The following is a 26,267-nucleotide window of genomic DNA, read 5'->3' as shown; positions in this document are numbered from 1 at the left end:
CACCTTCCGCTCGCGATGACCCGGCTCGTCAACTCACTCATCGGGCCACCCTCCACTTGCGCTCCAGGAACCGCTGCAACGCCACCAGCGGCAGAATCAGGATCAGGAAGCCGATGGTGATCCAGAGCAGGACGGCGAACTGTGGCTCGCCTCGCTCAGCCATGTACGCGGGGATCGCGCCGGCCTCCAGCACCGAGAAACCGGCGGCGATGGTGGTGTTCTTCAGCATCGCGATGAACACGCTCACCATCGGCGGGACCATCGCCCGCAACGCCTGCGGCAGCACGATGAGCGTGAGCACCTGACCGAAGGTCATGCCGAGCGCGCGGGCTGCCTCGGCCTGACCGGCGGCGACCGTGTTCACACCGGAGCGGATCACCTCGCACACGAAGGCGGAGGTGTAGACGGTCAGCGCGATGGTGGCGCTGGCGAAGTAGTCGATGTTGACGTCCAGCTTCGGCACCGCGAACACGAGGAACGCGAAGACCAGCGTCAGAGGGGTGTTGCGCACCAGGTTGACGTACGTGGCGCCGAACGCGCGCAGCGCCGGCACGGGGGAGACCCGCATCGCGCCGAGCAGCATGCCGAGGACGAGGCTGCCGACCGCGGCGATCAGGAAAAGTTTGACGGTGTTGGTGAACCCGTCAACGAACAGTTGCCCGTTGTCCGTCAGTACGCGGAAGAACTCGCCCATGCCTCGCTCTCAGTCCTCGGACGGACGCCGGACGGGGGCGAGCCCCGTCCGGCGTCACCACTCGTGTCGAGCCGGTTGATCAGTACCGCTCGAGGGTGGGCGGGGTGCCGGCCGACCCGGACAGGCCGAGCGTGCCGTCGTAGATCTTCTGCCAGGTGCCGTTGCCGAACGACGCCTCGATCTGGTTGTTGACGTAGTCGCGCAGCGCCTTGTCGTCCTTCGGCAGGCCGATGCCGTACTTCTCGGTGCTGAACGGCTGGCCGACCACCTTCAGCTCGCTCGGGCTCTGCGCCGCGTAGCCCTTGAGGATGGCGTCGTCGGTGGTGACGGCGTCGACCTTCTTGTCGAGCAGCTGCGAGACGCACTCCGAGTAGGTCTTGAACTCGACGATGTTGTTCGGCTCGGTCAGACCCTCGTCGCGGACCTTCTGGATCGGGGTCGAGCCGGTGGCCGAGCAGACCTTCTTGCCCTTGAGGGTGTCCTTGCCGGTGATCGACGACTCGTCCTTGCGGACCAGCAGGTCCTGGCCAGCAACGAAGTACGGGCCGGCGAAGGAGATGTCGTTCTTGCGCTTGTCGGTGATCGAGTAGGTGCCGACGTAGTAGTCGACCTCACCACCCTTGATCGCGGTCTCCCGGTTGGCCGACGCGATCTCCTTGTACTCGATCTTCGCCGGGTCGATGCCCAGCGTGCTCGCCACGTACTGGGCGATCTCGATGTCGAAGCCGCACCGCTTGCCCTGGGCGTCCTTGTAGCCGAGGTTCGGCTGGTCGAACTTGACCCCGACGGAGACCTTGCCGGCGGTCTTGATCTTCTCGAAGGTCGGGCTGCCGGCGATGGCTGCGTCGGTCTTCGGGGTGAAGGTCGCGCCGGAGCTCTTGCAGGTGTCCGACTGGGCGGCACCGGAGGCGCTGCCGCCCGCGCTCGGGGTCGGCTCACCCTCCTTGCCACACGCGGCGGCCGACAGGGCGAGGGAGGCCATCATGGCGACCGCCGCCACGCGCTTCATACGCATACTCTTCTCCTTCTTCAACGGAGCCCACCGAGGTGCGGCGCGCTCCACTACGGACGCCTAGTGCGTGAGGATTTTGGAGAGGAAGTCCTTCGCCCGGTCGCTGCGCGGGTTCTCGAAGAACTCCGCCGGGGAGGCGTCCTCGACGAGCTTGCCGTCAGCCATGAAGATGACCCGGTTGGCGGCGTGCCGCGCGAAGCCCATCTCGTGCGTGACCACGACCATCGTCATGCCGTCGCTGGCCAGTGAGGTCATCACGTCCAGCACCTCGCCGACCATCTCCGGGTCCAGGGCGCTGGTGGGCTCGTCGAAGAGCATCGCCTTGGGCTGCATGGCCAGCGCCCGGGCGATGGCCGCCCGCTGCTGCTGCCCGCCGGAGAGTTGGGCTGGGAACTTGTCCGCCTGGTTGGCGATGCCGACCCGGTCGAGCAGGGCCAGGCCGCGCTCACGGGCGGCGGCCGGCTTCTCCTTGCGGACCTTGATCGGGCCGAGGGTGACGTTCTCCAGGATGGTCTTGTGCGCGAAGAGGTTGAAGGACTGGAAGACCATCCCCACCTCGCTGCGCAGCTTCGCGAGGGGCTTGCCCTCGGCCGGCAGCGGCTGGCCGTCGAAGGTGATGGTGCCGGAGGTGATCGGCTCCAGTCGGTTGATGGTGCGGCACAGCGTCGACTTGCCGGAGCCGGACGGGCCGATCACCACGACCACCTCGCCCCGACCCACCGACAGCGAGACGTCGTCCAGCACGTGCAGCGGCCCGAACCACTTGTTGACCGCGTCCAGCACGATGAGCGGTTCGCCCGTCGTCACGTCGTCCACCGTCCCCTGTCGTCTCCCGGATCGGGGTCGGTTGACCCCCGGTGCGGCCACTGTAGGCGGCCTGATGTGGCGGAATGCAACTCAGCGGGTCACGGAGCGGTAACACCGGTCACGATCGTCGTCGCGGGTCCGATTTCGGTCACCGTCTGGGTGGCAGCGGTAGCGATCGTGGCGCGTTGTCGAGATCATGAGGGAATGACCGAACCGGTACGGCTGACTCGTTACGCCCGCGGCGGTGGTTGCGCCTGCAAGATTCCTCCGGGCGAGTTGGAGATCATGGTGGCCGGTCTCGGCCCGGCGACCGGCACCGCCGAGTTGCTGGTCGGGCTGGACCACGGCGACGACGCGGCGGTGGTACGCCTGGACGAGCGGACCGGTCTGGTCAGCACCGCCGACTTCTTCACTCCGGTGGTCGACGACGCGTACGACTGGGGTCGGATCGCCGCGGCCAACGCGCTCTCCGACGTGTACGCGATGGGCGGCACCCCGCTGGTGGCGCTCAACCTGCTCTGCTGGCCGCGCGACGTACTGCCGATGGAGTTGGCGGGCGAGGTCCTGCGCGGTGGGCAGGACGTGGCGCGGGAGGCCGGCTGCCACCTGGCGGGTGGGCACAGCGTGGACGACGACGGCCCGAAGTACGGGCTGGCGGTCACCGGCACGGTCCGGCCCGAAGAGCTGATCACCCTGGACGCCGGGCGTGCCGGCGTGCCGTTGTCGCTGACGAAGCCGCTCGGGGTGGGTGTGTTGAACACCCGGCACAAGAACACCGGTGAAAGCTTCCCGCAGGCGGTGGCGTCGATGAGTGCGCTCAACCGGGACGCCGCCCGCGCGGCGGTCGCCGCCGGCATCCGGTGCGGCACCGACGTGACCGGGTTCGGTCTGCTCGGGCACGCCTCGAAGCTGGCGCGGGCCAGTCAGCTCACGGTGGCCATCGACACGGCCCGGGTGCCGTACCTGGAGGGCGCCCGGGAGGCGTTGCGCGACGGCTACGTCAGCGGCGGCAGCCAGCGCAACCTGGCGTGGGTGACGCCGTGGACCGATTTCGGCTCTGTCGGGGCGGACGAGCGGTTGCTGCTGGCCGACGCGCAGACCTCCGGCGGCCTGCTGGTGGCCGGCGAGGTGCCCGGCGCCCCGGTGGTGGGCGAGTTGCTGCCGCGTGGCGAGCACCTGGTCGTCCTGCGCTGACCGATCCGTCACACCCCGGCAGGCGTCGGCGAGGAACGTGAGGACACGCGGCGGCGGTGGTGCGGCTGGCGCACCGTACCCGATAAACTGTCACCTTCCCGCTACTCCGAGCAATGCCGCTCAGGGAAATTTTGCCCGGAATGGTCACAGACCGGTAACTTGCGCCCGGCTGGGGTCAAATGCCCTCCACCATCGTCAGTAAGGCCCGATCCGGAGGCCGGTGGGGACGAACGCAGCGAGGAGGCGAAATGACCGAGCTGTGGAACTGGAGAATCGACGGGGCTCAACCCGTCCAGGTCTACCCGGCGCTGGCCGAGGCCATTGGTCGGGTGGTGATGCCGTTGGCGGTGGCCGATCCGGCCCGGCTGCCGGCGTACGCGGTGGTGTGCGACGTCTGGGAGGCGCCGGGCGAGTTTGCGACGGTGGTGGACATCTACGGGGTGCCCGAGCGGCTCCCCGAGCACGCCAGCATCGCCGCGCTCGCTCGACTGCTGGGCCGCAACTGCCTGTTGCGCGACGACACGCTCGACGCGGGCCGGCACCTGCTCGTGGCACCGGACGGCACGGTGCGCCCGGTGCACTTCGACGTGCGGGACACCGACGACGGTGAGGTGCTCACCCGCAAGCGGCTCTGCACGCTGGGCGACCCGGGTTGCCGGGGATGGTCGCAGTGCCACCGCTCGCGCTGGGCGCCCGACACGATCGCCCCGGCGCTCGCCGCGGCCTGACCTCGTAAGAGGTCGGGCCGGGCGATCCGGCGGTCAGTGGGACGCGGCGGCCCGCCGGTCCGGGGTGCCCGAGCCGGCACCCCGCACCACCAGCTGGTCGAGCAGGGTGCGCGTCGCCTCGGCCACGGCGGCCACCGCGGCGTCGAACGCGGCGGCGTTGTGCGCGGCGGGCGCCCGGAAGCCAGAGATCTTCCGGACGTACTGCAACGCCGCCGCCTCGACGTCCGCGTCCGTCACCTGCGGGGTGAACGGCTCACGCAGCGTCTTGATGCTCCGGCACATGTGCGCTCCTCCTCTGTCGGGTCCGGCGGTCTGCCACCCGTGGTGCCGACGACTGTACCGACGGTGACACTTGGTCGATATTTGTCTATCCTGGGCACGGACCAGAGCCTTTCGAGCCATTGTCGTCGCTCGCGCTCCCCGCGCCCCGGGCCCCCGGAGACTCATTGTGGACCACGCCCCCACCCGCTCACCCCGTCCCGACCTGGATGACCTCACCCGCAGCCTGCACACCCCGCTGGAGCGGATCGCCGTCGAGCACGCCGATCTGGTCGAGGCGGTCCGCAGACGCGTCGTCGCGGGCCAGTCCGAGGCGTCCGGCAGTGTTGCCGTCGCCGCCTTCAACTCGTCCATCTGACAGATGACCTGCCGGTGCGGTGCACCCGGAGCGGATGGATCCTGCCGGCGGATCAGCCAGTTCGTGCTGAAGGTGCACAGCCGGTGCGACCTCAGCTGCGACCACTGCTACGTCTACCAGCACGCCGACCAGACCTGGCGGGGCCGACCGGTGCGGATGGCACCGGCCACGGCCCGTTCCGCCGCACGGCGCATCGCCGAGCACGCCCGCGAGCACGGGTTGCCGACCGTGCACGTGGTGCTGCACGGGGGTGAACCGCTGCTGCTCGGTGCCGCCGGGCTGCGCGAGGTGCTGGCCGAGCTGCGCACGGCGATCAGCCCGTGGACGCGACTCGACCTGCGCATGCAGACCAACGGCGTACTGCTCGACGAGGACCTGTGCCGGCTGCTCGTCGAGTACGGCGTACGGGTCGGCGTGTCGTTCGACGGCGATCGTACGGCGAACGACAGGCACCGGGTCTTCGCCCACGGCGGCAGCAGCCACGACCACGTTCGGCGGGCCCTGGCCCTGCTCCGGCAACCGGAGTTCCGCGGCAGCTACGCCGGCATCCTGTGCACCGTCGACGTCCGCAACGACCCCGACCGGGTGTACGAGGCGTTGGTGGCCGAGAGTCCGCCCCGGGTCGACCTGCTGCTGCCACACGCCACCTGGGACGACCCGCCGCAGCGGCCCGGTGGTGCCACCCCGTACGCGGACTGGCTTCTCCGGATCCACAGCAGGTGGGTGGACGACGGGCGCCCCGGGTCTTTCCGGCTGTTCGAGGCGCTGCGGCCGGGTGGCGGCGGCACCGAGGCGTTCGGCCTCGCGCCGGCCGACGTGCTGGTCGTCGAGGCGGACGGCAGTTGGGAGCAGGTCGACTCGTTGAAGACGGCGTACCACGGCGCTGCCGACACCGGGTTCGACGTGTTCGTTCACTCGGTGGACGAGGCCGCCCGGCACCCCGGTGTCGCCATCCGCCAGGAGGGCATGGAGGGGCTTTGTGCGACGTGCCGGGCCTGCCCGGTGGTCGACCGGTGCGGTAGCGGTCTGTACGCCCACCGCTGGCGCACCGGCGCCGGCTTCGACAACCCCTCGGTCTACTGCGCCGACCTGCTCCGCCTGATCGAGGGCGTGGACGCGTATACGGAGCCCTCCCACGAGTCGCCCGTCCCCACGCCGCTCGACGACCTGTTGGACGACCTGGCGACCGGGCACGGGTCGCCGCAGACCGTCAGACGGCTCGCCGACGACCAGGTGGCCATCACCCGGATGTTGGTGACCGCCTGCCGGGAGATGTTCGGCCCCACGGCCGCCTGGGAGGTGCTCGCCGACCTCGAGGTGACGGCGCCGACGGCGGTCCGAGCGGTCCTGGAACACCCGTTCGTCCGTCCGCGGTTGGTGCGTCGTCTCGACCCGTCGACCCGATCCGGTGCCCGCGAGGCAGTCGACCCGCTGCCGGCCCTCGCCGTCGCCGCAGCCGTCCGGGCGGGCGTACCCGTCACATTGGACGTTCCGGTGCGGCCCGACGTGATCACGGTGCCCACGCTCGGCAGTCTGGTGCTGCCCGGCCTGGGGGAGAGCGCCGAGGTGACAGTCCAGCCCGGGGGTTTCCGGGTCCGGGGTGGTTCGGCGGACGGGACGGTTCACCTCGACTCGCGTGAGCCGTCAGCCGGTTGGCGACCGACACGCGACGTGCTGGTGCCCGGCGGGCGGCTGCTCATCGAGGACGACGACCCGTACCGCGACTGCTACGGCCAGTCGGTCGCGCCTGGCCTCACGGCCCCGGCGGTGCGGGCGTTGGGCCGTACCCTCGCCGAGGCCTGGAAGGTCGTGCACCGCGACGTGCCGGCACACGGCGCGGCGCTCGACGGCGGCCTGCGGGCCGTCGTGCCGCTGATGCCCGATCCGGAGCGACCCCTGCGGAGCGCGACCGCCCGGCACGCGTTCGGCGCGGTCGCCGTCACCCCACACCCCGACGCGGAGACGGTGGCGGTGTTGCTCGTGCACGAGTGGCAGCACGCGAAGCTTGGCGCGGTGCTCGACCGGTACGACCTGGTCGCGCCGGGTCAGGGCACTCTGATCCGGGTGCCGTGGCGTCCCGATCCGCGGCCACCCGAGGGCGTCCTCCAGGGGGTGTACGCCCACCTGGCCGTCACCCAGGTGTGGCGGTCGCGGGCGGAGACCGAGGGCGGGGACGCGTCGGAGCACACCGCCCGCTACCTCGCGTGGACCCGGGCCGGCGTCGACGCTCTCCTGGCCAGCCGATCGCTCACCGGCGCTGGTGAGCGGTTCGTCGAGCGGATGCGCCACGCGCTGGAGGAGACCCGTGTCGGGTCCCGATGAGCGGCCCTGGCCCACTCTGGGGCGGCCCCGCCTGGCCGACGACCTGCGGGCGCTGGGGGTCCGCCCGGGTGTGTGCCTGGTGGTGCACTGCGGCCTGCGGCAGGTGGGCCCGCTGGAGCACGGCCCGGCGACCCTCGCCGGGGCCCTGCGGGACGTCCTCGGCCCCGCTGGCACGCTGCTGGTGCCCACCCAGACCGACGGCAACTCGACGACCTCCCGGGCCCACCTGGCGGCCGTCGCCGGCATGGACGGGGCGCAGCGTGACCGCTACGAGGCGGCGCTGCCGGGCTGGGACCGCCGAACCACCCCCTCGCAGCGGATGGGCGCCCTCGCCGAGTACGTCCGCTGCGCGCCAGGCGCGGTGCGCAGCGACCACCCGCAGACCTCGTTCGCCGCGCTCGGCCCTCGGGCGCGTCAGCTCACCGACGGCCACGACCTCACCTGCCACCTGGGGGAACGGTCACCGGTGGGCAACCTGTACGCGGCCGACGGGCAGATCCTGCTGCTCGGCGCGGGCTACGAGGCGTGCAGCGCCCTGCACCTGGCCGAGTACCGGCTGCCGGTGCCGCCGCCCGAACGCGACTACCACTGCTTCCGGCTCGTCGACGGGCGTCGGGTCCGTCTCGACTTCCACGCGCTCGACCTGGACGACACCGACTTCCCCCAGGTCGGCGCCGCACTCGACGACACGCCCTTCGTCCAGCGCGGTCGGGTCGGCCGGGCCGAGGCTCGCCTGCTGCCGGCACGAGCCGCAGTGGACTTCGCCGTCGGCTGGTTCGCCGCGAACCGCCTGGCGGTGCGGCGTTGACGCGGGGACTACGCTGATGGTCCGGCCGCGTGGGGAGGGCGGAGGGGCTGCGGTGAGCACAGTGGACGCACCCTCCAGGACGCGCGCGCCACTCTTCTTCATCAGCTACTCGCGGGCGCCCATCGGCCGGGCCACCGGCAAACCCGCCGAGTACGTCTCCCGGTTCTTCGAGGACGTCTCCGTCCACGTCAGTGAGCTGGTCGGCCCGGTGACCGGTGTGGACGCCGGCTTCCTGGACACCTCCATCGCCGGTGGTGAACGCTGGAGTCCGGAGCTGCTCCAGGCCGCCGGCACCTGCCAGGTCTTCGTCCCGCTGGTGTCCAGCGCGCTGCTCGGCAGCGAGTGGTGTGGTCGCGAGTGGGACGCGTTCTCCCGCCGACGGATCGTCCCCCGGCACAGCTCCGCCTCGCCGCACGAGACGGCGATCGTGCCGGTCACCTGGTCGCCGACGAACGGCACGGCACTGCCCCGGGTGCTGCGCGACATCCAACGATTCACCCCGACCGCCATGCCGGATCCCGACATCGCGGTGCACTACCAGCGGGATGGGGTCTACGGCTTGCTGACCATGCAGTGGGAGAACGCGTACCGGGCGGTGGTCTGGCGGCTCGCACAGCGGATCGTGGCCATCCACCGGTCGTACCTGGTGGAGCCCTGGGTGCCGACGAGCGTGGACGAGCTGTGCAACCGGTTCGCCGAGGAGCGGGGATGAGCCCGCCGGCGGACCGGCGTCGACAGGCGTCGCGAGGAACGTACTTCTTCCTCAGCTACGCGCATTCGGCACCACCGCCGGGTGCCCGCGCCGACGCCGACGTCTGGGTCGGCAAGTTCTTCGCCGACCTGACCGACGAGGTGCGTCGGCAGGCGCGACCGGTGGCGGGGATGAGGATCGGTTTCTTCGACCAGCAGATCCCGCTGGGGGCAGACTGGAAGGCAGCTCTCGCCGAGGCGCTCGGCGACGCCGAGGTCTTCGTCCCGCTCTACTCGCCCGGCTACTTCAGCCGCCCCTGGGCGTTGGGGGAGCAGGAGTCCTTCCGGGCCCGGCTGGCCGCCGCCGGGTCGGCCCGGGTCGCCACCGGCCACCTCGTTCCGGTGCTGTGGATCCCGTTCCCCCCGTGGGAGGCCCATCCGGAGCTCGACGGCGCCCTGGACCTGGGCCGCGACGTCCCGGAGTACGCCGATGACGGCCTGCGCGCGTTCTGCATGCTGGCCCCGTACCGGGAGCAGTACGAGCTTCTGCTGAGTCGCCTGGCCAGCCGGATCGTGCACACCGCCGAACGGCGGCCGCTGGGCCCGTCCCGCGCCCCGGGCCTCGACGAGGTCGTCCGCCCGGGGACGACCGACCCGGACTTCGTCGTCGCCGTGCTGGCACCGACCCGGGACCATCTGCCGACCGATCGCGACCCCACCGGCTACGCGGCCAGCGGCCGACTCTGGCGGCCGTACGGGCGTCGCCAGGAGCTGCCCGCCGCCGAGTACGCAGCCAGCACCGCCGAGCGACTCGGGCTGTCGGCCCGTACGGCCGACTTCGCGCAGGCCGCCGGGCTGCTCGGTCGCCGGCCCGCCGTGCTGCTGGTCGACCCGTGGATCGCTGCGGCGCCGGACGCGGCCGAAGTCCTTGCCCGCATGCTGCACGGCCTGCGGGAGTGGGTCGTTCCGCTGGTGGTCACTGACGACGACGACACCCAGGACGCCAGCCGGTGGGCGACCGAGGTCACGCAACTGCTGCACGACGCCGGTCTGCCCCAGGTCAAGCGCGCGTGCACGGTGCCGGAGTTCGTCGACCTGATGCCGGCGCTGGTCACCGAGGCCCGCCGACAGTTCCTCAAGTACGGCCCGGTGGTCCCCTTCGAACCACCGCCGGAGCCGGTGCCGAGCCTGCGTGACGGCCTGTCCGCCGCCGGCCCGGCCGCTCCCACCGACCCCGCGTCCCCGCCTGATGACCCGGCCCCATTGCGTCCCCACGGAGATAACCGATGAACAACGATCGCGAAGGCCAGGTCGTCACCTTCTACTCGTTCAAGGGTGGGACGGGCCGGACGATGGCGCTGGCCAACGTGGCCTGGATCCTGGCGGCCAGCGGCCGGCGGGTGCTGGTGGCCGACTGGGACCTCGAGTCGCCCGGACTGCACCGCTTCTTCCACCCGTTCCTCGACGCCGAGGCGATCCAGGGCACCAGCGGTGTGATCGACATGATCCGCGACTACGAGTGGGAGACCACCCGGGTCGACGACCGACCGGACCGCTGGATGGAGCAGTTCGCCCGGGTCGGCCGACACGCGTTCTCGCTGCGCTGGAACTTCCCGAACGGCGGTGGCCTCGACTTCCTCTCCGCGGGCCGGCAGAACAGTGACTACGCGGTCTCGGTGAGCGGACTGGACTGGGACAACTTCTACAACCGGCTGGGCGGCGCGCAGTTCTTCGAGGCGCTGCGCGCGGACATGAAGCGTCAGTACGACTTCACCCTGATCGACAGCCGGACGGGGTTGAGCGACGTCGCCGACATCTGCACCCTGCACCTGCCGGACACCCTGGTCGACTGCTTCACGCTCAGTGACCAGGGCATCGACGGCGCGGCGAGGGTGGCGCACTCGGTACGGGACCGCTACCGGCGGCGCGACATCCGGGTCCTGCCGGTCCCGATGCGGGTCGACCAGGCCGAGAAGGAGCGGGCCGAGGCGGGACGCCTGCTGGCCATGCGCCGGTTCGCCGGGTTGCCGGCCGGCATGACCGAGGCCGAGCGGCGGCGGTACTGGGCGGCGGTCGAGGTCCCGTACCGGCCGTTCTACGCGTACGAGGAGACCCTTGCCACGTTCGGTGACCCGCCCGGCTCGCCGACGTCACTGCTGGCCGCGTTCGAGACGTTGACCGGGATCCTCACCGACGGCGCGGTGACCGCGCTGCCGGTGATGGACGAGTCGGTACGGGAGCGGGGCAAGGCCCGTTTCCGCCGGCGCACCGAGGCGATCGACGACCAGATCGTGCTTCGCTGTGCCCCGGAGGACGCCATCTGGGCCGAGTGGCTGGAACGGGTGCTCAGCTCGGCCGGGCTGCGGGTGGTGGATCCCACGACCGCCGTCGGGTCGGCCGGCACGCCGGCGCCACGAACGTTGACTGTGGTGTCACCGGCCTACGTGGCGACGCCGTCCGGCGGTCTGCCCGATCGCGACACGAGCACCGGTTCCACGGCGCTCGCGGTGTACGTCGCCGACCTGCGTCCGCTGACGGAATTCCCCTCCCAGAGTTCCACCAACCTGGTCAACGTGAGCGCGGCGACTGCCGTGGAGCGGGTGCTGCGGCTGGTCGGTCGACCGGTGCCGTCGTCGGCGGACGGGCCGGCGGGTGGAAGCGCCCGGTTCCCCGGCGCCGAGCCGCTGATCTTCAACGCCCCGAACCGGAACGCCCGGTTCACCGGCCGGGAGGACGACCTGGCCCGGTTGCGCTCGCAACTGCAGAGCGGGGGGAGCGCGGTGGTGCTGCCGGTCGCCCTGCAGGGGATGGGCGGCGTCGGCAAGACGCAGGTGGCGTTGGAATACGTGCACCGGTTCAAGGCCGCGTACGACGTGGTCTGGTGGATCGTGGCGGACCCGCCGCAATTCGTCGACACTGCCCTCGCCGACCTCGCGAGTCGCCTCGGCATCCTCGCCGGGCCCACCCTGCCCGACACGGTCCGGTCCGTGCTGCAGGTGCTCGGCCGGGGCGAACCGTACGAGCGGTGGCTGGTCGTGCTCGACAACGCCGAGGAACTCGACCAGATTGAGCCCTTCCTGCCGCAGGGCCCCGGGCACGTCCTGCTGACCTCCCGCAACCGCGCCTGGGGTGACCGGGCGAATCCGATCCAGGTGGACGTCTTCGACCGCACCGAGAGCGTCGCGCACCTCGCCCAGCGGGTGCCCACGATCAGCGCCGAGGAGGCCGACCGGGTGGCCGAGGCGCTCGGCGACCTGCCGATCGCGGTGGCCGCGGCGGGTGCCTGGCTCGCCGACACCGGCACGTCGGTCGGCGACTACCTGCGGCAGATCGAGCGGCACGGCCCGAGCGCCCTCTCCGTCGAGGCCACCTGGGACCTGTCGCTGAACCGGCTGCTCGACCAGGCGCCTGCCGCGTACCGGCTGTTGCAGCTCTGCTCGGTGCTGGCACCGGAAATCTCGCTGGAACTCATCTACAGCGACGAGATGGCGGCGGCCCTCGTGCCGTTCGACCCGTCGGTGTCGGAGCGGCTCGTGCGCGGTGCCCTGGTCCAGCAGATCAACCGGCTGGCGCTGCTCAAACTCGACGTCCAGGGCGGCCGGGTCCAGGTGCACCGGTTGTTGCAGGCGGTGGTCCGCGACCGGATGACCGAGGACGAGATCGACGCCGCCCGGCACCAGGTGCACCTGGTGCTCGCCGCGTCCCGGCCTCGCGGCGACGTGGACGACCCGACCACCTGGGCCCGGCTGCGCATGCTCTGGCCGCACCTGGAGGTGTCCGAGGCGCTGACCTGCCCGGACGAATCGGTCGGCCAACTTCTGATCGATCGGGTTCGCTATCTGTGGCTGCGGGGCGGTCTGGACCAGGCCCTCGGGTTCAGCGGGGAGGTCAACGAGATCTGGGCCGCGCGGCTCGGCGACATTCGGGACGAGACAGAGCCGACGGTGCTGGGTCGGCACCTGCTGCACCTGCGGTTCAACCGGGCGAACATCCTGCGCAGCCTGGGCCGGTTCGAGGAGGCCCGGGATCTGGACGAGGTGGTGTTGGCCCAGCAACGCCGGTTGTTGGGCGCGACGCACCCGCACACGCTGATGACCGCCGGCAGCCTCGGCGGTGACCTGCGCGCGCTCGGCCGCTACGCCGAGGCGCTGGAACAGGACCGGTCCACCTACGCCTCCTGGCTCCAGAGGTTCGGCGAGGACTACCCCCGGACGTTGAGCGCCGCCAACAACCTCGCCGTCTCGTACCGCCTCGTCGGTGACTACCGGGCGGCCCGCCGGTGGGACGAGGAGGCGCACCAGCGGCGCCGGCTGGTGCTCGGTCCCACCCATCCCAACACCCTGGTGTCCGCCGTGCGCCTGGGCAGTGACCTGCGGGAGGCCGGCGAGTACGAGAGGTCGGCGACCCTGCTGCGGACCGTGTACGAGACGTACTGCGAGGTACTCGGGCCGGACGACGGCCAGAGTCTGGCCGCCCAGGTCAACCTGGCGGTGTCACTGCGCAGCGCGGGCCGGGGTGCCGAGGCCGCGCCGATGTTCGAGACCGCCTACCGGGAGCTCGACGAACGTTTCGGCCCGGACAACCCGGACACTGTGGCGTGCCGGTCGAGCCGTGCGGCGAACCTGCTGGCCGTCGGCGACGGCGCCCGGGCGCTGACCGAGATGACCGCTGTCCGGCAGTCCTACGAGGAGCAACTGCACCTCGGTTCGGAGCACCCGCACACCTTGGCGACGCTGAGCAACATCTCCGCCGCCGAGCGCGCGGTCGGGCGCAGGTCGGATGCGCGCGCGTCGGCCGCCCAGGCGTCCGGCGAGTTGCGGAAGGTCCTCGGCCCCGACCACCCGCACACCCTCGCGGCGGAGGTGAACCACGCGGTGTGCCTCGCCGAGGAGGGGGAGTGGGAGTTGGCCCGGGACCGCCTGCGGGAGACCGCCGGTCGTCTGGCCGCGGTGATCGGCGCGGAGCACCCGGACACACTCCGTTGCCTCGGTGATCTCGCCCTGGTGTCGCGGCGGGTCGGTGGCGAGGCGGCGGGCGAGGACGTCGGCGACGTGGCGGACCGGCTGGCCGAGGTGATCGGCCTGGAGCACCCGACCGTGCAGACCCTGCGGGAGCGGCGGTTCGTGGTCCGGGTGATCGACCCGCACACGATCTGACCGGGCTGGTCCGGTGGCCGGGTCGGGTTGCCGGCCCGGCCTGCCGGTCAGAGCCGCGGGCTGGTCGCCAGGTCCGGTCGGGCCAACCAGCTCAGGGTCTGCGGAAGGATCTCCACCGCCCCGAAGTGCGCGGCTCCGGGCTGCACCTGGACTTCGGCGCGGGAGATCCGCGAGGCGAGCCAGTGGGAGTGCTCCACGGGGGAGAAGCGGTCCTGCTCGCCGTGCCAGAGCCGGACCTCCGCACGGATGGCTCCCAGGTCGAACCCCCAGCCACGGCGGATCGCCAGTACGTCGTCGATCCAGCCCTCGGGGCCGTGCCGCAGCGCCTCGGCGTACATGTCGGTCAGGAGCCGGCGGATCGCGACATCGTCGACGACCCGGATGTCCTCGTCCGGCAACTGGGGGCGGAGGAACTCCAGCAGCGTCATCGGGTCCCGCCGGGCCTCCTCGGCGCGCACCTTCAGGTTGAGGGTCAGCTCGGCCAGGTCCTCGTCGGCCTGCCCGTAGTCCTCCACGTTCGATTCCGCCATGCCGGCGTACCAGTCCAGGTCGGGTGCGCCGGCCGGGGCGAGCCCCACCAGCACGGCGGCCCGGGTGACCCGGTCGGGCAGCAGCGCCGCGCAGGCCAGGGCATGTGGGCCGCCACCGGATCGACCCACGACCGCGAACCGTTCGATGCCGAGGTGGTCGGCGATCGCCGCCACGTCGGCCGCCGCGTCGGCCACCCGCCGACCCTCGTGCCGGTCGGAGTCGCCGTAACCGGGCCGGTCGTAGCAGACGAGGTGCACGCCGAGGCGGTAGACGACGATGCCCCGCGGACGGGGGCCACTGCGGCTGCCCGGGGTGCCGTGCAGCAGGAAGACCGCGGGCCCGTCCGGGGAGCCGGAGGTCTCCACCGCGAGGTGCCGCCCGTCCGGGGTGGTGACGGTGCGCTGTGCCGCATCTTGTCGCGTCACGGTTGGCCTCCCGCGGGTCGTCATGTGCTCCCCCGTGAACGGAGCCGCGCATCGTCGGCGCCGAGTGCAAAGCCCCCGAAATCGCCCAGAACACATTCTTGTTGTGCAGCGTACTGCCCGTCGTGGATGCCCGCTATGGGCCGCCGGGTCAATGCCGGTGGGTAGGGGCCGCCGAACGGGCCGCTACCCTGGTAGCCCGAGGGGAAGGGGCACCAAGAGGGTGGCTAGGACCTACAACGTCGTGACGTACGGCTGCCAGATGAACGTGCACGATTCTGAGCGCATCTCCGGGCTGCTCGAACAGGCCGGCTACGTGCGCGCGGTGCCCACCGACGACACCCCGGACATCGTCGTGTTCAACACCTGCGCGGTGCGGGAGAACGCGGACAACCGGCTCTACGGCAACCTCGGTCGCCTACGCCCGGTGAAGGACAAGCACCCCGGGATGCAGATCGCGGTCGGCGGCTGCCTGGCCCAGAAGGACCGGGGCGAGATCGTCCGCAAGGCGCCCTGGGTCGACGTGGTCTTCGGCACCCACAACATCGGCGCGCTCCCGGTGCTGCTGGAGCGGGCCCGGCACAACGCCGCCGCCGAGGTGGAAATCCTCGAATCCCTCGACGTCTTCCCCTCCACGCTGCCCACCCGCCGCGAGTCCACGTACGCCGGTTGGGTGTCGATCTCGGTGGGGTGCAACAACACCTGCACCTTCTGCATCGTGCCGGCGCTGCGCGGCAAGGAGAAGGACCGGCGGCCCGGCGACATCCTCTCCGAGGTGCGCGCTCTGGTCGACGAGGGTGTGCTGGAGGTGACGCTGCTCGGCCAGAACGTCAATTCCTACGGCGTCGAGTTCGGCGACCGGTACGCGTTCGGCAAGTTGCTGCGTGCCTGTGGCGACATCGACGGGCTGGAGCGGGTGCGGTTCACCAGCCCCCACCCGAAGGACTTCACCGACGACGTGATCGCCGCGATGGCCGAGACGCCGAACGTCTGCCACTCGCTGCACATGCCGTTGCAGTCCGGCTCGGACGACGTGCTGAAGGCGATGCGCCGGTCCTACCGCTCCGAGCGTTACCTGGGGATCATCGAGAAGGTGCGGGCGGCGATGCCGGACGCGGCGATCACCACCGACATCATCGTTGGCTTCCCCGGCGAGACCGAGGCCGACTTCCAGCGCACCCTGGACGTGGTCCGCGAGGCGCGGTTCTCCTCGGCCTTCACCTTCCAGTACTCGAAGCGGCCCGGCACCCCCGCCGCGACGATGGACGACCAGTTGCCCAAGCAGGTCGTGCAGGAGCGCTACGAGCGACTGGTCGCGACCGTCGAGGAGATCACCTGGGCGGAGAACAAGCGCCTGGTGGGCGAGACCGTCGAGGTGCTGGTCGCGGTCGGCGAGGGCCGCAAGGACGAGCGCACCGGCCGGATGTCCGGTCGGGCCCGCGACGGGCGGCTGGTGCACTTCGCGACCGAGGGCCCCGGCGGGGAAGCGCTCGCCGGCCAGATCCGCCCGGGCGACATCGTGCACACCACCGTCACGTACGCGGCACCGCACCACCTGAACGCCGACGGGACGCTGGTGGCACACCGCCGTACCCGGGCCGGCGACGCGGCCGAGGCGGGGCGCTCCCCGCGTACCCCCGGTGTGTTGCTCGGTCTGCCGACGATCGGCGCACCGCCGGTCGCGCCCGCGCCCACCGCCGGCTGCGCCACCCACTGACCGCACGGAAGGGCCCCTCGTCGAGGGGCCCTTCCTCGGTCAGACGGTGATCCGGCCGGCGCCCGCGCCAGCCGTCACGATGGACTTGACGTTGCTCGCGGTGTCCAGCTGGTAGGAGTACGGGATGGTGGCCACGCTGCCGCCGGCCTGGCCGGTGGGCGAGTTGACGAAGTGGTTGTTGCGGGCGACCAGGCTGCCGGGCCCGGAGTCGCCCTCACCACGGTGGTACGGGTCGTCGACGTTCTCGAAGTAGTTGCCCTCGACGAGCACACCCGCGTTCTCGGTGGACGCGACGCCGTAGCCGCCGTTGGCCCGGTAGTAGTTGTTGTACACGTGCACCGGGTTGCCGAAGCGCACCCGGGGGTTGCGCTGGTTGCTGCCGTCGAACCAGTTGTGGTGGTAGCTCACCCGCAGATGGCCGACGTCCTGGCTGGCGTTGTCGTCGCTGTGGCCGAGCAGCATGGTCTTGTCGTGGCTGAAGACCCGGTTCCACGAGACGGTGATGAAGTCCGATCCGCGCTTGATGTCGACGGCGCCGTCGTACCCGTTGCTGAAGCTGTTGTGGTCGATCCAGATGTTGGTGGCCGACTCCTGGACGTTGATCGCGTCGTCGTCCCAGTTGCGGAAGGTCAGGTTGCGGATGATCACGTTGCGGTCACCGTTGATGTTGAAGCCGCAGCCGACGATGGTCGCCCCGTAGTTGCCGATGATGGTCTTGTTGGACCGGACCCGCAGCATCCCCGAGCAGGTGATGGTCCCGGTCACCCGGATCACCGCGGCGCCTGTCGCGTTGAGTGCGCTGGTCAGGCCCGAGGCGTTGCTGACGGTGGTGGTGCCGGCGTTGCCTCCGCCGGTGGTGCCGCCGTTCTGGGTGGCCCAGCCGACCAGGTTCGACGGCTGCTGGCCGGGCGGGGGAGTGCTCGATGGTGGCGGGGTGGTCGGCGGTGGGGTGCTGGGCGGCGGAGTGGTCGGCGTGGTGCTGCCGGTGCAGGCGACGTTGTTCAGGGTGAAGCTGGTCGGAGCCGGGTTGCTGGAGTTGTTCCAGCTCGCGTTGAAGCCGAACGAGGCGGTGCCGTTGGTCGCCAGGTTGCCGTTGTAGTCGACGTTCGTCGCGGAGACCTGGCTGCCGCTCTGTGAGACGGTAGCGCCCCACGCCTGGCTGGTCTGCTGCCCGGCCCCGTACGACCAGCGCAGCGTCCACCCGGAGACCGGGTCGCCGAGGTTGGTGACTGTGACGTTGCCGGTGAACCCGCCCGGCCACTGGCTGGCGACCGTGTAGGCCACCTGGCATCCGGCGGCCGCCTGGGCGGACACGGAGGTCAGCAGACCGGCGGTGACCAGGGTCGCGGTGGCTGCGGCGGTGGTGGCGATCAGCGTCGTTCGACGCCGTCCTGTGCGCATGCTGCTCCCTTTCGATGAGGCGGACGGACCGTCGCGTCGCCCATGCCCGTGGGCGGCGAGGTCGGCCGGGACCGGTGGTCCTCGGGCCCGCCAGTGCAGGTTCGTGAAGGAAAGCGGCTCCCGCGCTTGCGCCCGCCGACAGTGAGGCAAGCGCTTTCCCGATGAAAGCATAGAAGGCCATGCATGTAAATGGTCGGGACGGCCGATGCGTCGCGCACCGGCCGTCCCGACAGCTCAGCAGCTCGCGCCGCCGAGTTTCACAGTGCCCGGTGCGCTGGCCGTGCCGTTGGCGGTGAAGCCGACGGTGACCGACCCGCCCGCCGGCAGGGACGGCGCGTGACTCGGAGCGGCGGCGGTGACCGTCGTTCCGGACTGCGTGACGGTGGCGTTCCAACCACTGCCCAGCGTCACCCCGGACGGCCACGTCCAGGTGACCGACCACGGGTTCACCGCGGCCGATCCCGTGTTCTTCACTGTCACCTCGCCCTGGAAGCCACCCTGCCAGGCGTTGACCTGCCGATAGGTGGCCGTGCAGGCACCGGGCGGCGGGTTCGTCGGCCCGCCGGTCGTCGGTGGGGTGCCGCCGCCGGTCGGCGGGATCAGGTACGGCTGGAGGATCGCCTGCTTGGTGGTGTTGACGTTCGTCCAGTCGTCCAACGCGATCCCACCGGTGTCACCCGAGTTCGGGTTCCACGACCAGTAGGTGAAGGACATCCCGGTCACCCCGGTGCCGGTGTACGCCATCAGCCTCTCCAGCCACACCCGGTCCTTCGGGTCGGCCAGGGTGCTGCCGAACTCGCCCATCATGATCGGCGCGATGTTCTGCTTGTACAGGTAACCCCAGTACTTGTCCCAGATGGCCGGCATGTTCGCCGGGTAGTCCGGGGCGTCGAACCAGGTCTGCCGGTACACCGAGGTGGCGTACTCGTGCGGCGAGTAGACCAGCCGGTTCGGCACACTCAGTCGGACCGGGAACTGGCCGGCCTTCGACAGGTTGCCACCCCACCAACCGCAGTCCTCGTCGTTACTGGTGTCGCCGTCCCAGACGTTGGAGAGGCCGCCGCTCGGGCAGCTCACCCCCTCCACGAAGATCAACCAGTTGGGCTGGACACCGAGGATGGCGTTACCGGCCCGCTCGGCGGCGAGCCGCCAGTCCCGGGTGGTGTCACCACACCCCCAGCACGCGCCGGTGGCCGCCGGGTTGGTGCCCTCGGCGTGCGGCTCGTTGTGCAGGTCCGCGCCGATCACCGTGGGGTTGCCCGCATACCGCTGGGCGAGCATCTTCCAGTCGTTGATCCAGGTCGCCTCGGAGACCGTCGACGTGTACCACAACGGCGACTGCCCGGCCGACGTCGGCCGGTGCCGGTCCAGGATGATCCGCATACCCTTGCTGCCGGCGTAGTCGATCACCTTGTCCAGGATCTGCAACGGCGACAGCCCGACCAGATCCGGGTTGACGAAGTCGTTGACCCCGCTGGCGGTCGCGCCGGCCTTCAGCGCGTCGTTCGAGTACGGCACCCGCAACGTGTTGTAACCCAACCGCGCCATCGTGTCGAGCTGCCCCCGCCACGGGTTGTTCGACCACAGCCCGTGGAAGGTCTTGTTGTCGGTCTCCATACCGAACCAGTTGATACCGGTCAACCGGACCGTGGCACCGGTGCTGTCCACGATCTGGTTACCGTTGGTGTGCAGGTAACCGGTGCCGGTGCCAGCGGCCACGGCCGGACTGCTGTTGACGGCGGCGGCGAGGAACACGCCGGCCGCGACGGTGGCGAGCGCGGTGACCGCACCGCCGAAAGCCTGAGGACGGAACATTCGAGCTCCAATTCGGAGGCCGAGCGTCACCGGTCTGGGACGCCCGGCGGGCGGCCGTCCGCACGTCACGCTCCCTCAGGGGTACGCGGACAGTGCGCGACGGCCCATGTCACGCGGACGTGTCACTCGCGGAAGCTCACCGGCGACCCACGACAGCGGTTGTTCCGCCCTCGTCGCCCTCGTCCCGGTGGCCCTACCTGGTTCCGTGGCTCATTCTGATCACCCCACGTCAATGCGTCAACCAGCCCCGCCAGCCCACACCAACGCCCGTCGCACCGCCGCCCACCCCGCCTCCGAGCGCCCACCCCCATGATCGCGCTCGATCCTTGATGTAGTGGCCTGAGAAGCGTCCGGAAGCCACTACATCCAGGATCGAGCGCGACCTTGGTTTGACGCAGGCGCCTGAAACCCCTCCCGGCCGGTCCAGGACGCTCGTCGTCGCCAAGATCCGCGCAACATCAGGGATGTTGCTGCCTGCCGCGCCTCGGAGGCAGCAACATCCGGGAAGTTGTGCGGATCTTGGGCGCGGCGCGGCGCGGCGCGGCGCGGCGGCGCGGGGCGGCGCGGGGCGGGGCGAACGGGGACGGCCTGGATACGTGGGAGCCCCCGGTCCCCGTGAGGGGGCCGGGGGCTCCGGAAGACGTCAGCTCAGCCAGCCTGCTCGGCGAGTTGGAGGAACTGCCGCTTGGAGGCGAGCGCCTGCTCGGCTTCCTTGATCCGGCGTGCGTCCCCGGCGCTCTGCGCCCGAGCCAGCCGGTCCTCGGCTTCCGCCACCTGTGCCCGCATCTGGGCGAGCAGCGGGTTGTCCTCCTTGGTGGTGCGGCGCCACGCCGAGTCCATCACGTCGCGGACCTTGTCGTCGATGACGCGCAGTCGGCGCTCCAGCCCGGCCGCCGCCTCGCGGGGGACCCGGCCGGCTTCGTGCCACTGCGCCTGGATCTCGCGCAGCTTGGCCTGGGCGCCCTTCGGGTCGGCGTCGATGTCCAACGCCTCGGCCTCGGCGAGCAGGGCCTGCTTGCGCTCCAGGTTGCCGCGCTGCTCGTTGTCCCGGGCGGAGAAGACCTCACTGCGCCGGCTGAAGAAGGCGTCCTGCGCACCCCGGAATCGTTCCCAGAGCTTCTGCTCGGCCTCCTTGGAGGCGCGCGGCGCGGCCTTCCACTGGGTCATCAGGTCCTTGAGCTGGTTGGCGGTGGCGGCCCAGTCGGTGGATTCCTGGAGCTTCTCCGCCTGGGCGACCAGCTCCTCCTTGGCGGTCTGCGCCTGCTTGCGCTGCGAGTCCAGAGAGGCGAAGTGGGCGCCACGACGTCGGGTGAAGCCGTCCCGGGCGGCGGCGAACCGCTTCCATAGCTCACCGTCGGCCTTCTTGTCGACCCCACGGATGGTCTTCCACTCGTCGAGGATCTCCTTGAGCCGGTCGCCGGCGGTCTTCCAGCCGGTGGACTCGGCGGCGAGCTTCTCGGCCTCCTCGACCAGCGCGGTCTTGCGGGCCAGGGCTTCGCCGCGAGCGGCGTCCCGGGCGGCGCGCGCCTCGCCGGCCTTCTCCTCGGCGAGGGTCGCCAGCTTGTCCAGACGAGCGGTCAGGGCGTCGATGTCGCCGACCACGTTGGCCTCGGGCAGCGTGGTGCGGATCCGCCGGATCGTGGTCAGCGAGTGCCCGGCATCCGCCGCACCCGACTTGAGCCGTGCTTCGGTCAGGTCCACCTCGGTGACCAGATCGGCGAAGCGGCGCGCGAAGTGTGCCAGGCCTTCCTCCGGCGCACCCGCCTGCCAGGATCCGACCACCCGCTCGCCCTCGGTGGTCTTGACGTACACGGTGCCGTCCGCGTCCACCCGTCCGAAGGCAGTCCAGTCGCTCATGTGCCCATCCTCGTTCTCCCGGCGTCGAGGGAACGAACCCCCGTCGCCGCCACGGCGCAGCCAAGTTGCTTCCGGCATTGTCACAGGTCTCACCCGGTCCGCGTCGAGCGCCTATCGCCGACCGTGACCATACGGTGTCCTAGGGGCCGAATGACCGGATCGGCGCGGAGACGCACCGGGGATTCCCGCTACGGTGAACGGGTGCCACTGGTCGCCGCCGCTGTCTGTCCGCATCCGCCCCTGCTCGTGCCCGAGGTGGCCGGCTCCGCGGCCCCCGAGTTGGACGACCTTCGGGCGGCCTGCGACACCGCCGTACGCCGGTTGCTGGCCGCCGGTCCGGACAGCGTGGTGCTGCTCGGGACCGGGCCGGTGACCGGTCCGATCCGCACTCCGGCCACCGGTTCTCTACAGCCCTGGGGTGTCGACCTGGACGTGCCGTTGGCTCCCGGTCAGCCCGACCGGGGTGCGGTGCTGCCGTTGAGCCTGACCATCGGCGCGTGGCTGCTGACCCGCCACGAGACGCCGCCGCCAGCCAGCACAGTGCCGACCAGCACGCCGCCGGTCGGCACACCGTCGGCGAGCGCAACCTCGAGCAGCGCACCGCCGGTCGGCGCACCGCCGACCAGCACGCCGACGGTCACCGCAGTGCAGGTGGCCGCCGACGCGGGCCCGGCCGAGCTGGCGGTGCTCGCCGACGAGGTCGCCGCCACCGGTGAACGGGTGGCGTTGCTGGTACTCGGGGACGGGTCGGCGTGCCGGGGAGTGACGTCACCCGGGTACGACGACCCACGCGCCCTCCCGTACGACCAGGGGGTTGCGGCGGCGCTGGCCGACGCGGACCTGGACGTCCTGCTCGACCTGGACCCGGTGGTGTCCGCGGAGCTGAAGGCCGCCGGTCGTGCGCCCTGGCAGGTGCTGGCTGGCGCGGCCCGGGCGGCTGGCGGCGGGTGGCGCGGTGAGCTGTTGCACCATGCGGCTCCCTATGGGGTCGCCTACTTCGTGGCGTCCTGGGAGCGGGTGTGACCAGCGGTACGGTCGTCGCGGTGGTTGGCCCGACCGCGGCGGGTAAGTCGGCGTTGAGCATCGCGTTGGCGCACGCCCTGGGCGGGGAGGTGGTGAACGCCGACTCGATGCAGCTCTACCGGGGCATGGACATCGGCACCGCCAAGCTGACAGTCGCCGAGCGGGACGGGGTGCCGCATCACCTCCTGGACATCTGGGAGGTCACCGAGCCGGCGAGTGTCGCGGAGTACCAGCGGTTGGCCCGCGCGGCGGTCGACGACATCCTGGCCCGGGGGCGGGTGCCGCTGCTGGTCGGTGGGTCGGGGCTGTACGTGCGGGCGGTGCTGGAGCGGTTCGAGTTCCCCGGCACCGACGCGGTGCTGCGGGAGCGGCTGGAACGAGAGTTGGCGGAGGTCGGCCCGGCGCCGCTGTACGCGCGGCTGCGTGCCGCCGACCCGGCCGCCGCCGAGGGCATCCTGCCCGGCAACGGCCGGCGGATCGTGCGGGCCCTGGAGGTGATCGAGCTCACCGGAGCGCCGTTCACGGCCTCGCTGCCGCAGCCCACGCCGTACTACCCGTCGGTGCAGCTCGGCGTCGACCTGGACACCGGGCTGTTGGACGAGCGGATCGCGCTGCGGGTCGACCGGATGTGGGCCGACGGCCTGGTGCCGGAGACCCGTGAGCTGGTCGGGCGCGGGTTGCCGGAGGGGCGGACGGCGAGTCGGGCGCTCGGCTACCAGCAGGTGTTGCGGATGCTCGCCGGTGAGCTGACCGAGTCGCAGGCGCACGACGAGACGGTTCGGGCGACCCGGCGCTTCGTCCGCCGGCAGCGGTCCTGGTTCCGGCGGGATCCGCGGATCCACTGGTTGGACTCGGCGACGCCGGACCTGATCGGGGCCGCCCTGCGCCTGGTGCCGGCCGCTGCGCGATGATGGGTGCGTGGAGTTCACCAAGGGCCACGGCACCGGCAACGACTTCGTCCTCCTTCCCGACCCGGACGGTCAGCTCGACCTGACCCCGGAGCTGGTCGCGGCGCTCTGTGACCGGCGGAGGGGCATCGGCGCGGACGGCGTGCTGCGGGTGGTCCGCGCGGCCAAACACCCGGACGGTGCCGGGTTGGCCGGCGAGGCCGAGTGGTTCATGGACTACTGGAACGCCGACGGTTCGTTCGCCGAGATGTGCGGCAACGGCGCCCGGGTCTTCGTGCGGTACCTGCTGGACACCGGCTTGGCGACGCCCGCCGGCGCGGCGTTGCCGGTGGCGACCCGGGCCGGCGTCGTGCGCGCGCTGGTCGAGGGCGACGCCGTGTCCGTCGAGATGCGCCGCCCCCGGGTGTACGACGAGTCGACCGCCACCCTCGGCGAACTGACCCTGACCGGCACTGCCGTGGACATCGGTAACCCGCACCTGGTCTGTGTCCTGCCCGCCGGTGTGGAGTTGTCCGCGCTGGATCTGACGAAGGCTCCCGGGTACGACCCGGAGGTCTTCCCGAGCGGGGTGAACGTGGAGTTCATCGTGGCGGGCGACCCGGTCGACGCCACCGACGGGCACACGCTGATGCGGGTGTACGAGCGAGGCAGCGCCGAGACCCTGTCCTGCGGCACCGGCGCCTGCGCGGTGGGCGCGGTGGCCCTGCGCGACGCCGGCCGGGACACCGGTGTGGTGGCGGTGGACGTCCCCGGCGGCCGCCTGACGGTCACCGTGACGGCCGACTCCTGCTGGCTCTCCGGACCCGCCGTCCTGGTAGCGACCGGCGAGATCGACCCCTCCACCCTCCGCCCCTGAGGGGCCGCCCGCGTCGATCATGAAGTTATTGCCAGCCAGCTCGGCGTGTCGTGGCAATAACTTCATGATCGACGGAGGGGGTGGGGCCTACGGGGTCGCGCTGGCGGTGGCGGCGATCTCCGGGAGGTCTGCCGGGCCCGGGTCGGCGGCCGGCAGCGGGCTGGGGTTGTGCGCGGCGGCGCGGACGGCGGCGGCGACGGCCGGTGCGACCCGGGAGTCGAAGACGCTCGGCACGATCACCGTCGGGTTGATCTTTTCTTCGCCCACCACGTCGGCGATGGCCTGGGCGGCCGCGATCGCCATCTCCTCGGTGAACTCCTCGGCGTGCGCGTCCAGCATGCCGCGGAACACCCCGGGGAAGGCGAGCACGTTGTTGATCTGGTTCGGCTGGTCCGAACGGCCGGTGGCGACCACCGCGGCGTGCTTGCGCGCCTCCCGCGGGTCGACCTCCGGGTCCGGGTTGGCGAGGGCGAAGACGATCGAGTCCTTCGCCATCTGGGCGATGTCGTCGCCGGTGAGCAGGTTCGGCGCGCTCACACCGATGAACACGTCGGCACCCCGGATCGCACCCGGCAGGTCACCCGAGTAGTTCTCCTTGTTGGTGTTCTCCGCCAGCCACTGCCACGCCGAGTTGAGCCCGGTCAGCCCACGGTGCAGGGCGCCCTGCCGGTCGTACGCGATGATGTCGCCGACGCCCTGGCGCAGCAGCAGCTTCATGATCGCGGTGCCGGCGGCGCCGGCACCGGAGACGACCACCCGCACGTCCTTGAGCTCCTTGCCCACGACCCGCAGCGCGTTGGTCAGCGCGGCCAGCACGCAGATCGCGGTGCCGTGCTGGTCGTCATGGAAGACCGGGATGTCCAGCGCCTCGCGCAGCCGGGCCTCGATCTCGAAGCAGCGCGGCGCGGCGATGTCCTCCAGGTTGATCCCGCCGTAGGCCGGCGCGATCGCCTTGACGATCTGCACGATCTCGTCGGTGTCCTGGGTGTCCAGCACCACCGGCCAGGCGTCCACCCCGCCGAAGCGCTTGAACAGCGCCGCCTTGCCCTCCATCACCGGCAGCGACGCGGCCGGGCCCAGGTTGCCCAGACCCAACACCGCGGAACCGTCACTGACCACCGCGACGGTGTTCCGCTTGATGGTCAGCCGCCGGGCGTCCGCCGGGTTCTCGGCGATCGCCATGCAGACCCGGGCAACCCCCGGGGTGTACGCCCGGGACAGCTCGTCGCGGTTGCGCAGCGCGACCTTCGACGTCACCTCGATCTTGCCGCCCAGGTGCAGGAGGAACGTGCGGTCCGACACCTTGCGCACGTCAACGCCGTCCAGCGCGGTCAGCGCCTCGACGACCTGGTCGGCGTGACCGGCGTCGGCGGTGTCGCAGGTCAGGTCGACGATCACGTTGGTCGGGTCGGAGTCCACCACGTCCAGCGCCGTGACGATCGCCCCGGCCTCGCCGACGGAGGTGGTGAGCCGGCCGATCGAGGAGGCGTCCGCGGTTACGGCGATCCGGATGGTGATCGAAAATCCGGCGCTGGGCAGTCGGGTGATGGCCACGGGATCCCTCCGTCACGGCTGTGCGGCCGTTCGGCCGCCGCCCGCATTTCTACCGGGTTGTCGACCCCGACCAGCATTCGGCCCCACTTTTGGCGACCTTCACCATGGGCATATAGCAGGTGCGTTCGGCGTTGT

Annotated in this window: 21 protein-coding genes; 12 read left to right on the top strand and 9 right to left on the bottom strand. The window is 71.3% G+C overall.

The annotated features are described in order from the left end of the window. Positions 1–37: 37 nt before the first annotated feature. The 3 genes from FHU34_RS26550 to FHU34_RS26540 all read right to left on the bottom strand — a co-directional run bounded on the left by FHU34_RS26550 (position 38) and on the right by FHU34_RS26540 (position 2,522). Entirely contained in the window at positions 38–694 is a 657-nt protein-coding gene (locus FHU34_RS26550; protein WP_145784947.1) for an amino acid ABC transporter permease, read from the bottom strand. Between the two features lie 79 nt (positions 695–773). Then, positions 774–1,709: a glutamate ABC transporter substrate-binding protein gene (locus FHU34_RS26545; RefSeq protein ID WP_145784946.1), complete on the bottom strand. Its 936-nt coding sequence runs from the start codon at positions 1,707–1,709 to the stop codon at positions 774–776. A gap of 57 nt (positions 1,710–1,766) precedes the next feature. Further along, on the bottom strand, positions 1,767–2,522 hold the full coding sequence (locus FHU34_RS26540; protein WP_145784945.1) for an amino acid ABC transporter ATP-binding protein: 756 nt from the start codon (positions 2,520–2,522) through the stop codon (positions 1,767–1,769). A gap of 195 nt (positions 2,523–2,717) precedes the next feature. Between FHU34_RS26540 and selD the strand changes: the two genes are divergently transcribed. Further along, entirely contained in the window at positions 2,718–3,707 is a 990-nt protein-coding gene (selD, locus tag FHU34_RS26535; RefSeq protein ID WP_145784944.1) for a selenide, water dikinase SelD, read from the top strand. Between the two features lie 248 nt (positions 3,708–3,955). Continuing rightward, positions 3,956–4,435, top strand: coding sequence for a hypothetical protein (locus FHU34_RS26530; protein ID WP_088990907.1), 480 nt, complete (start codon positions 3,956–3,958; stop codon positions 4,433–4,435). A 33-nt stretch (positions 4,436–4,468) separates the two neighbouring features. Here the strand turns inward: FHU34_RS26530 and FHU34_RS26525 are convergent, their stop codons facing one another. Next, positions 4,469–4,717: a DUF2277 family protein gene (locus FHU34_RS26525; RefSeq protein ID WP_145784943.1), complete on the bottom strand. Its 249-nt coding sequence runs from the start codon at positions 4,715–4,717 to the stop codon at positions 4,469–4,471. A gap of 166 nt (positions 4,718–4,883) precedes the next feature. Between FHU34_RS26525 and FHU34_RS26520 the strand changes: the two genes are divergently transcribed. The 6 genes from FHU34_RS26520 (at position 4,884) to fxsT (ending at position 14,048) form a co-directional block, all read left to right on the top strand. Next, positions 4,884–5,072, top strand: a complete 189-nt coding sequence (locus tag FHU34_RS26520) for a hypothetical protein (protein WP_145784942.1) — start codon at positions 4,884–4,886, stop codon at positions 5,070–5,072. Positions 5,073–5,135: 63 nt separating this feature from the next. Further along, positions 5,136–7,394 (top strand): FxsB family cyclophane-forming radical SAM/SPASM peptide maturase, encoded by a 2,259-nt coding sequence (locus FHU34_RS26515; RefSeq protein ID WP_244311844.1) that lies wholly within the window; start codon positions 5,136–5,138, stop codon positions 7,392–7,394. After that, positions 7,378–8,202: an AAC(3) family N-acetyltransferase gene (locus FHU34_RS26510; protein WP_244311843.1), complete on the top strand. Its 825-nt coding sequence runs from the start codon at positions 7,378–7,380 to the stop codon at positions 8,200–8,202. Before FHU34_RS26515 ends, FHU34_RS26510 begins: the two co-directional genes overlap by 17 nt. A 52-nt stretch (positions 8,203–8,254) precedes the next feature. Then, a complete protein-coding gene (locus FHU34_RS26505; protein WP_167524908.1) occupies positions 8,255–8,914 on the top strand; it encodes a TIR-like protein FxsC in 660 nt (219 codons plus the stop codon). After that, a complete protein-coding gene (locus tag FHU34_RS26500) occupies positions 8,911–10,182 on the top strand; it encodes a TIR-like protein FxsC (protein WP_145784939.1) in 1,272 nt (423 codons plus the stop codon). Before FHU34_RS26505 ends, FHU34_RS26500 begins: the two co-directional genes overlap by 4 nt. Then, positions 10,179–14,048, top strand: coding sequence for an FxSxx-COOH system tetratricopeptide repeat protein (gene fxsT, locus FHU34_RS26495; RefSeq protein WP_145784938.1), 3,870 nt, complete (start codon positions 10,179–10,181; stop codon positions 14,046–14,048). The genes FHU34_RS26500 and fxsT overlap by 4 nt, the downstream gene beginning before the upstream one ends. A 47-nt stretch (positions 14,049–14,095) precedes the next feature. Here fxsT and FHU34_RS26490 read toward each other — a convergent pair whose 3' ends face one another. Beyond that, complete coding sequence (locus FHU34_RS26490; protein WP_244311842.1) at positions 14,096–15,004, bottom strand: alpha/beta fold hydrolase; 909 nt, start codon at positions 15,002–15,004, stop codon at positions 14,096–14,098. Between the two features lie 220 nt (positions 15,005–15,224). On the opposite strand from FHU34_RS26490, the gene miaB reads away from it, so the two are divergent. After that, positions 15,225–16,718: a tRNA (N6-isopentenyl adenosine(37)-C2)-methylthiotransferase MiaB gene (miaB, locus tag FHU34_RS26485; RefSeq protein WP_145784936.1), complete on the top strand. Its 1,494-nt coding sequence runs from the start codon at positions 15,225–15,227 to the stop codon at positions 16,716–16,718. A gap of 39 nt (positions 16,719–16,757) precedes the next feature. On the opposite strand, the gene FHU34_RS26480 is transcribed toward miaB, so the two are convergent. The 3 genes from FHU34_RS26480 to FHU34_RS26470 all read right to left on the bottom strand — a co-directional run bounded on the left by FHU34_RS26480 (position 16,758) and on the right by FHU34_RS26470 (position 21,791). Continuing rightward, positions 16,758–18,119 carry a pectate lyase family protein gene (locus FHU34_RS26480; RefSeq protein ID WP_145784935.1) on the bottom strand — a complete coding sequence of 454 codons (1,362 nt, stop codon included), beginning with the start codon at positions 18,117–18,119 and terminating at the stop codon, positions 16,758–16,760. A 234-nt stretch (positions 18,120–18,353) separates the two neighbouring features. Next, positions 18,354–19,934 (bottom strand): cellulase family glycosylhydrolase, encoded by a 1,581-nt coding sequence (locus FHU34_RS26475; RefSeq protein WP_145784934.1) that lies wholly within the window; start codon positions 19,932–19,934, stop codon positions 18,354–18,356. Positions 19,935–20,582: 648 nt separating this feature from the next. After that, positions 20,583–21,791 (bottom strand): DUF349 domain-containing protein, encoded by a 1,209-nt coding sequence (locus tag FHU34_RS26470; RefSeq protein ID WP_145784933.1) that lies wholly within the window; start codon positions 21,789–21,791, stop codon positions 20,583–20,585. Between the two features lie 201 nt (positions 21,792–21,992). Between FHU34_RS26470 and FHU34_RS26465 the strand changes: the two genes are divergently transcribed. From FHU34_RS26465 to dapF, 3 genes are read left to right on the top strand one after another with little or no spacing between them, the layout of a single operon-like run. Continuing rightward, complete coding sequence (locus FHU34_RS26465) at positions 21,993–22,814, top strand: class III extradiol ring-cleavage dioxygenase family protein (RefSeq protein WP_425280554.1); 822 nt, start codon at positions 21,993–21,995, stop codon at positions 22,812–22,814. Continuing rightward, on the top strand, positions 22,799–23,725 hold the full coding sequence (miaA, locus tag FHU34_RS26460) for a tRNA (adenosine(37)-N6)-dimethylallyltransferase MiaA (RefSeq protein WP_423436939.1): 927 nt from the start codon (positions 22,799–22,801) through the stop codon (positions 23,723–23,725). The genes FHU34_RS26465 and miaA overlap by 16 nt, the downstream gene beginning before the upstream one ends. A 7-nt stretch (positions 23,726–23,732) precedes the next feature. Continuing rightward, positions 23,733–24,578, top strand: a complete 846-nt coding sequence (gene dapF / locus FHU34_RS26455; RefSeq protein WP_145784930.1) for a diaminopimelate epimerase — start codon at positions 23,733–23,735, stop codon at positions 24,576–24,578. Positions 24,579–24,665: 87 nt separating this feature from the next. On the opposite strand, the gene FHU34_RS26450 is transcribed toward dapF, so the two are convergent. Further along, on the bottom strand, positions 24,666–26,132 hold the full coding sequence (locus FHU34_RS26450) for an NAD-dependent malic enzyme (protein ID WP_145784929.1): 1,467 nt from the start codon (positions 26,130–26,132) through the stop codon (positions 24,666–24,668). Between the last annotated feature and the right edge of the window lie 135 nt (positions 26,133–26,267).

Source organism: Micromonospora taraxaci, from assembly GCF_007830095.1.
GTDB classification, from domain to species: Bacteria; Actinomycetota; Actinomycetes; order Mycobacteriales; family Micromonosporaceae; genus Micromonospora; species Micromonospora taraxaci.
Note: the sequence above shows the minus strand (reverse complement) of the source record. Positions and strands in the feature narration are given on the sequence as shown.

Bases quoted from the DNA above. Each gene is read 5' to 3' on its own strand.
- FHU34_RS26550 (WP_145784947.1), bottom strand. From the start codon at position 694: ATGGGCGAGTTCTTCCGCGTACTGACGGACAACGGGCAACTGTTCGTT.
- FHU34_RS26545 (WP_145784946.1), bottom strand. From the start codon at position 1,709: ATGCGTATGAAGCGCGTGGCGGCGGTCGCCATGATGGCCTCCCTCGCC.
- selD (WP_145784944.1), top strand. From the start codon at position 2,718: ATGACCGAACCGGTACGGCTGACTCGTTACGCCCGCGGCGGTGGTTGC.
- FHU34_RS26530 (WP_088990907.1), top strand. From the start codon at position 3,956: ATGACCGAGCTGTGGAACTGGAGAATCGACGGGGCTCAACCCGTCCAG.
- FHU34_RS26525 (WP_145784943.1), bottom strand. From the start codon at position 4,717: ATGTGCCGGAGCATCAAGACGCTGCGTGAGCCGTTCACCCCGCAGGTG.
- FHU34_RS26500 (WP_145784939.1), top strand. From the start codon at position 8,911: ATGAGCCCGCCGGCGGACCGGCGTCGACAGGCGTCGCGAGGAACGTAC.
- fxsT (WP_145784938.1), top strand. From the start codon at position 10,179: ATGAACAACGATCGCGAAGGCCAGGTCGTCACCTTCTACTCGTTCAAG.
- FHU34_RS26480 (WP_145784935.1), bottom strand. From the start codon at position 18,119: ATGCGCACAGGACGGCGTCGAACGACGCTGATCGCCACCACCGCCGCA.
- FHU34_RS26475 (WP_145784934.1), bottom strand. From the start codon at position 19,934: ATGTTCCGTCCTCAGGCTTTCGGCGGTGCGGTCACCGCGCTCGCCACC.
- FHU34_RS26470 (WP_145784933.1), bottom strand. From the start codon at position 21,791: ATGAGCGACTGGACTGCCTTCGGACGGGTGGACGCGGACGGCACCGTG.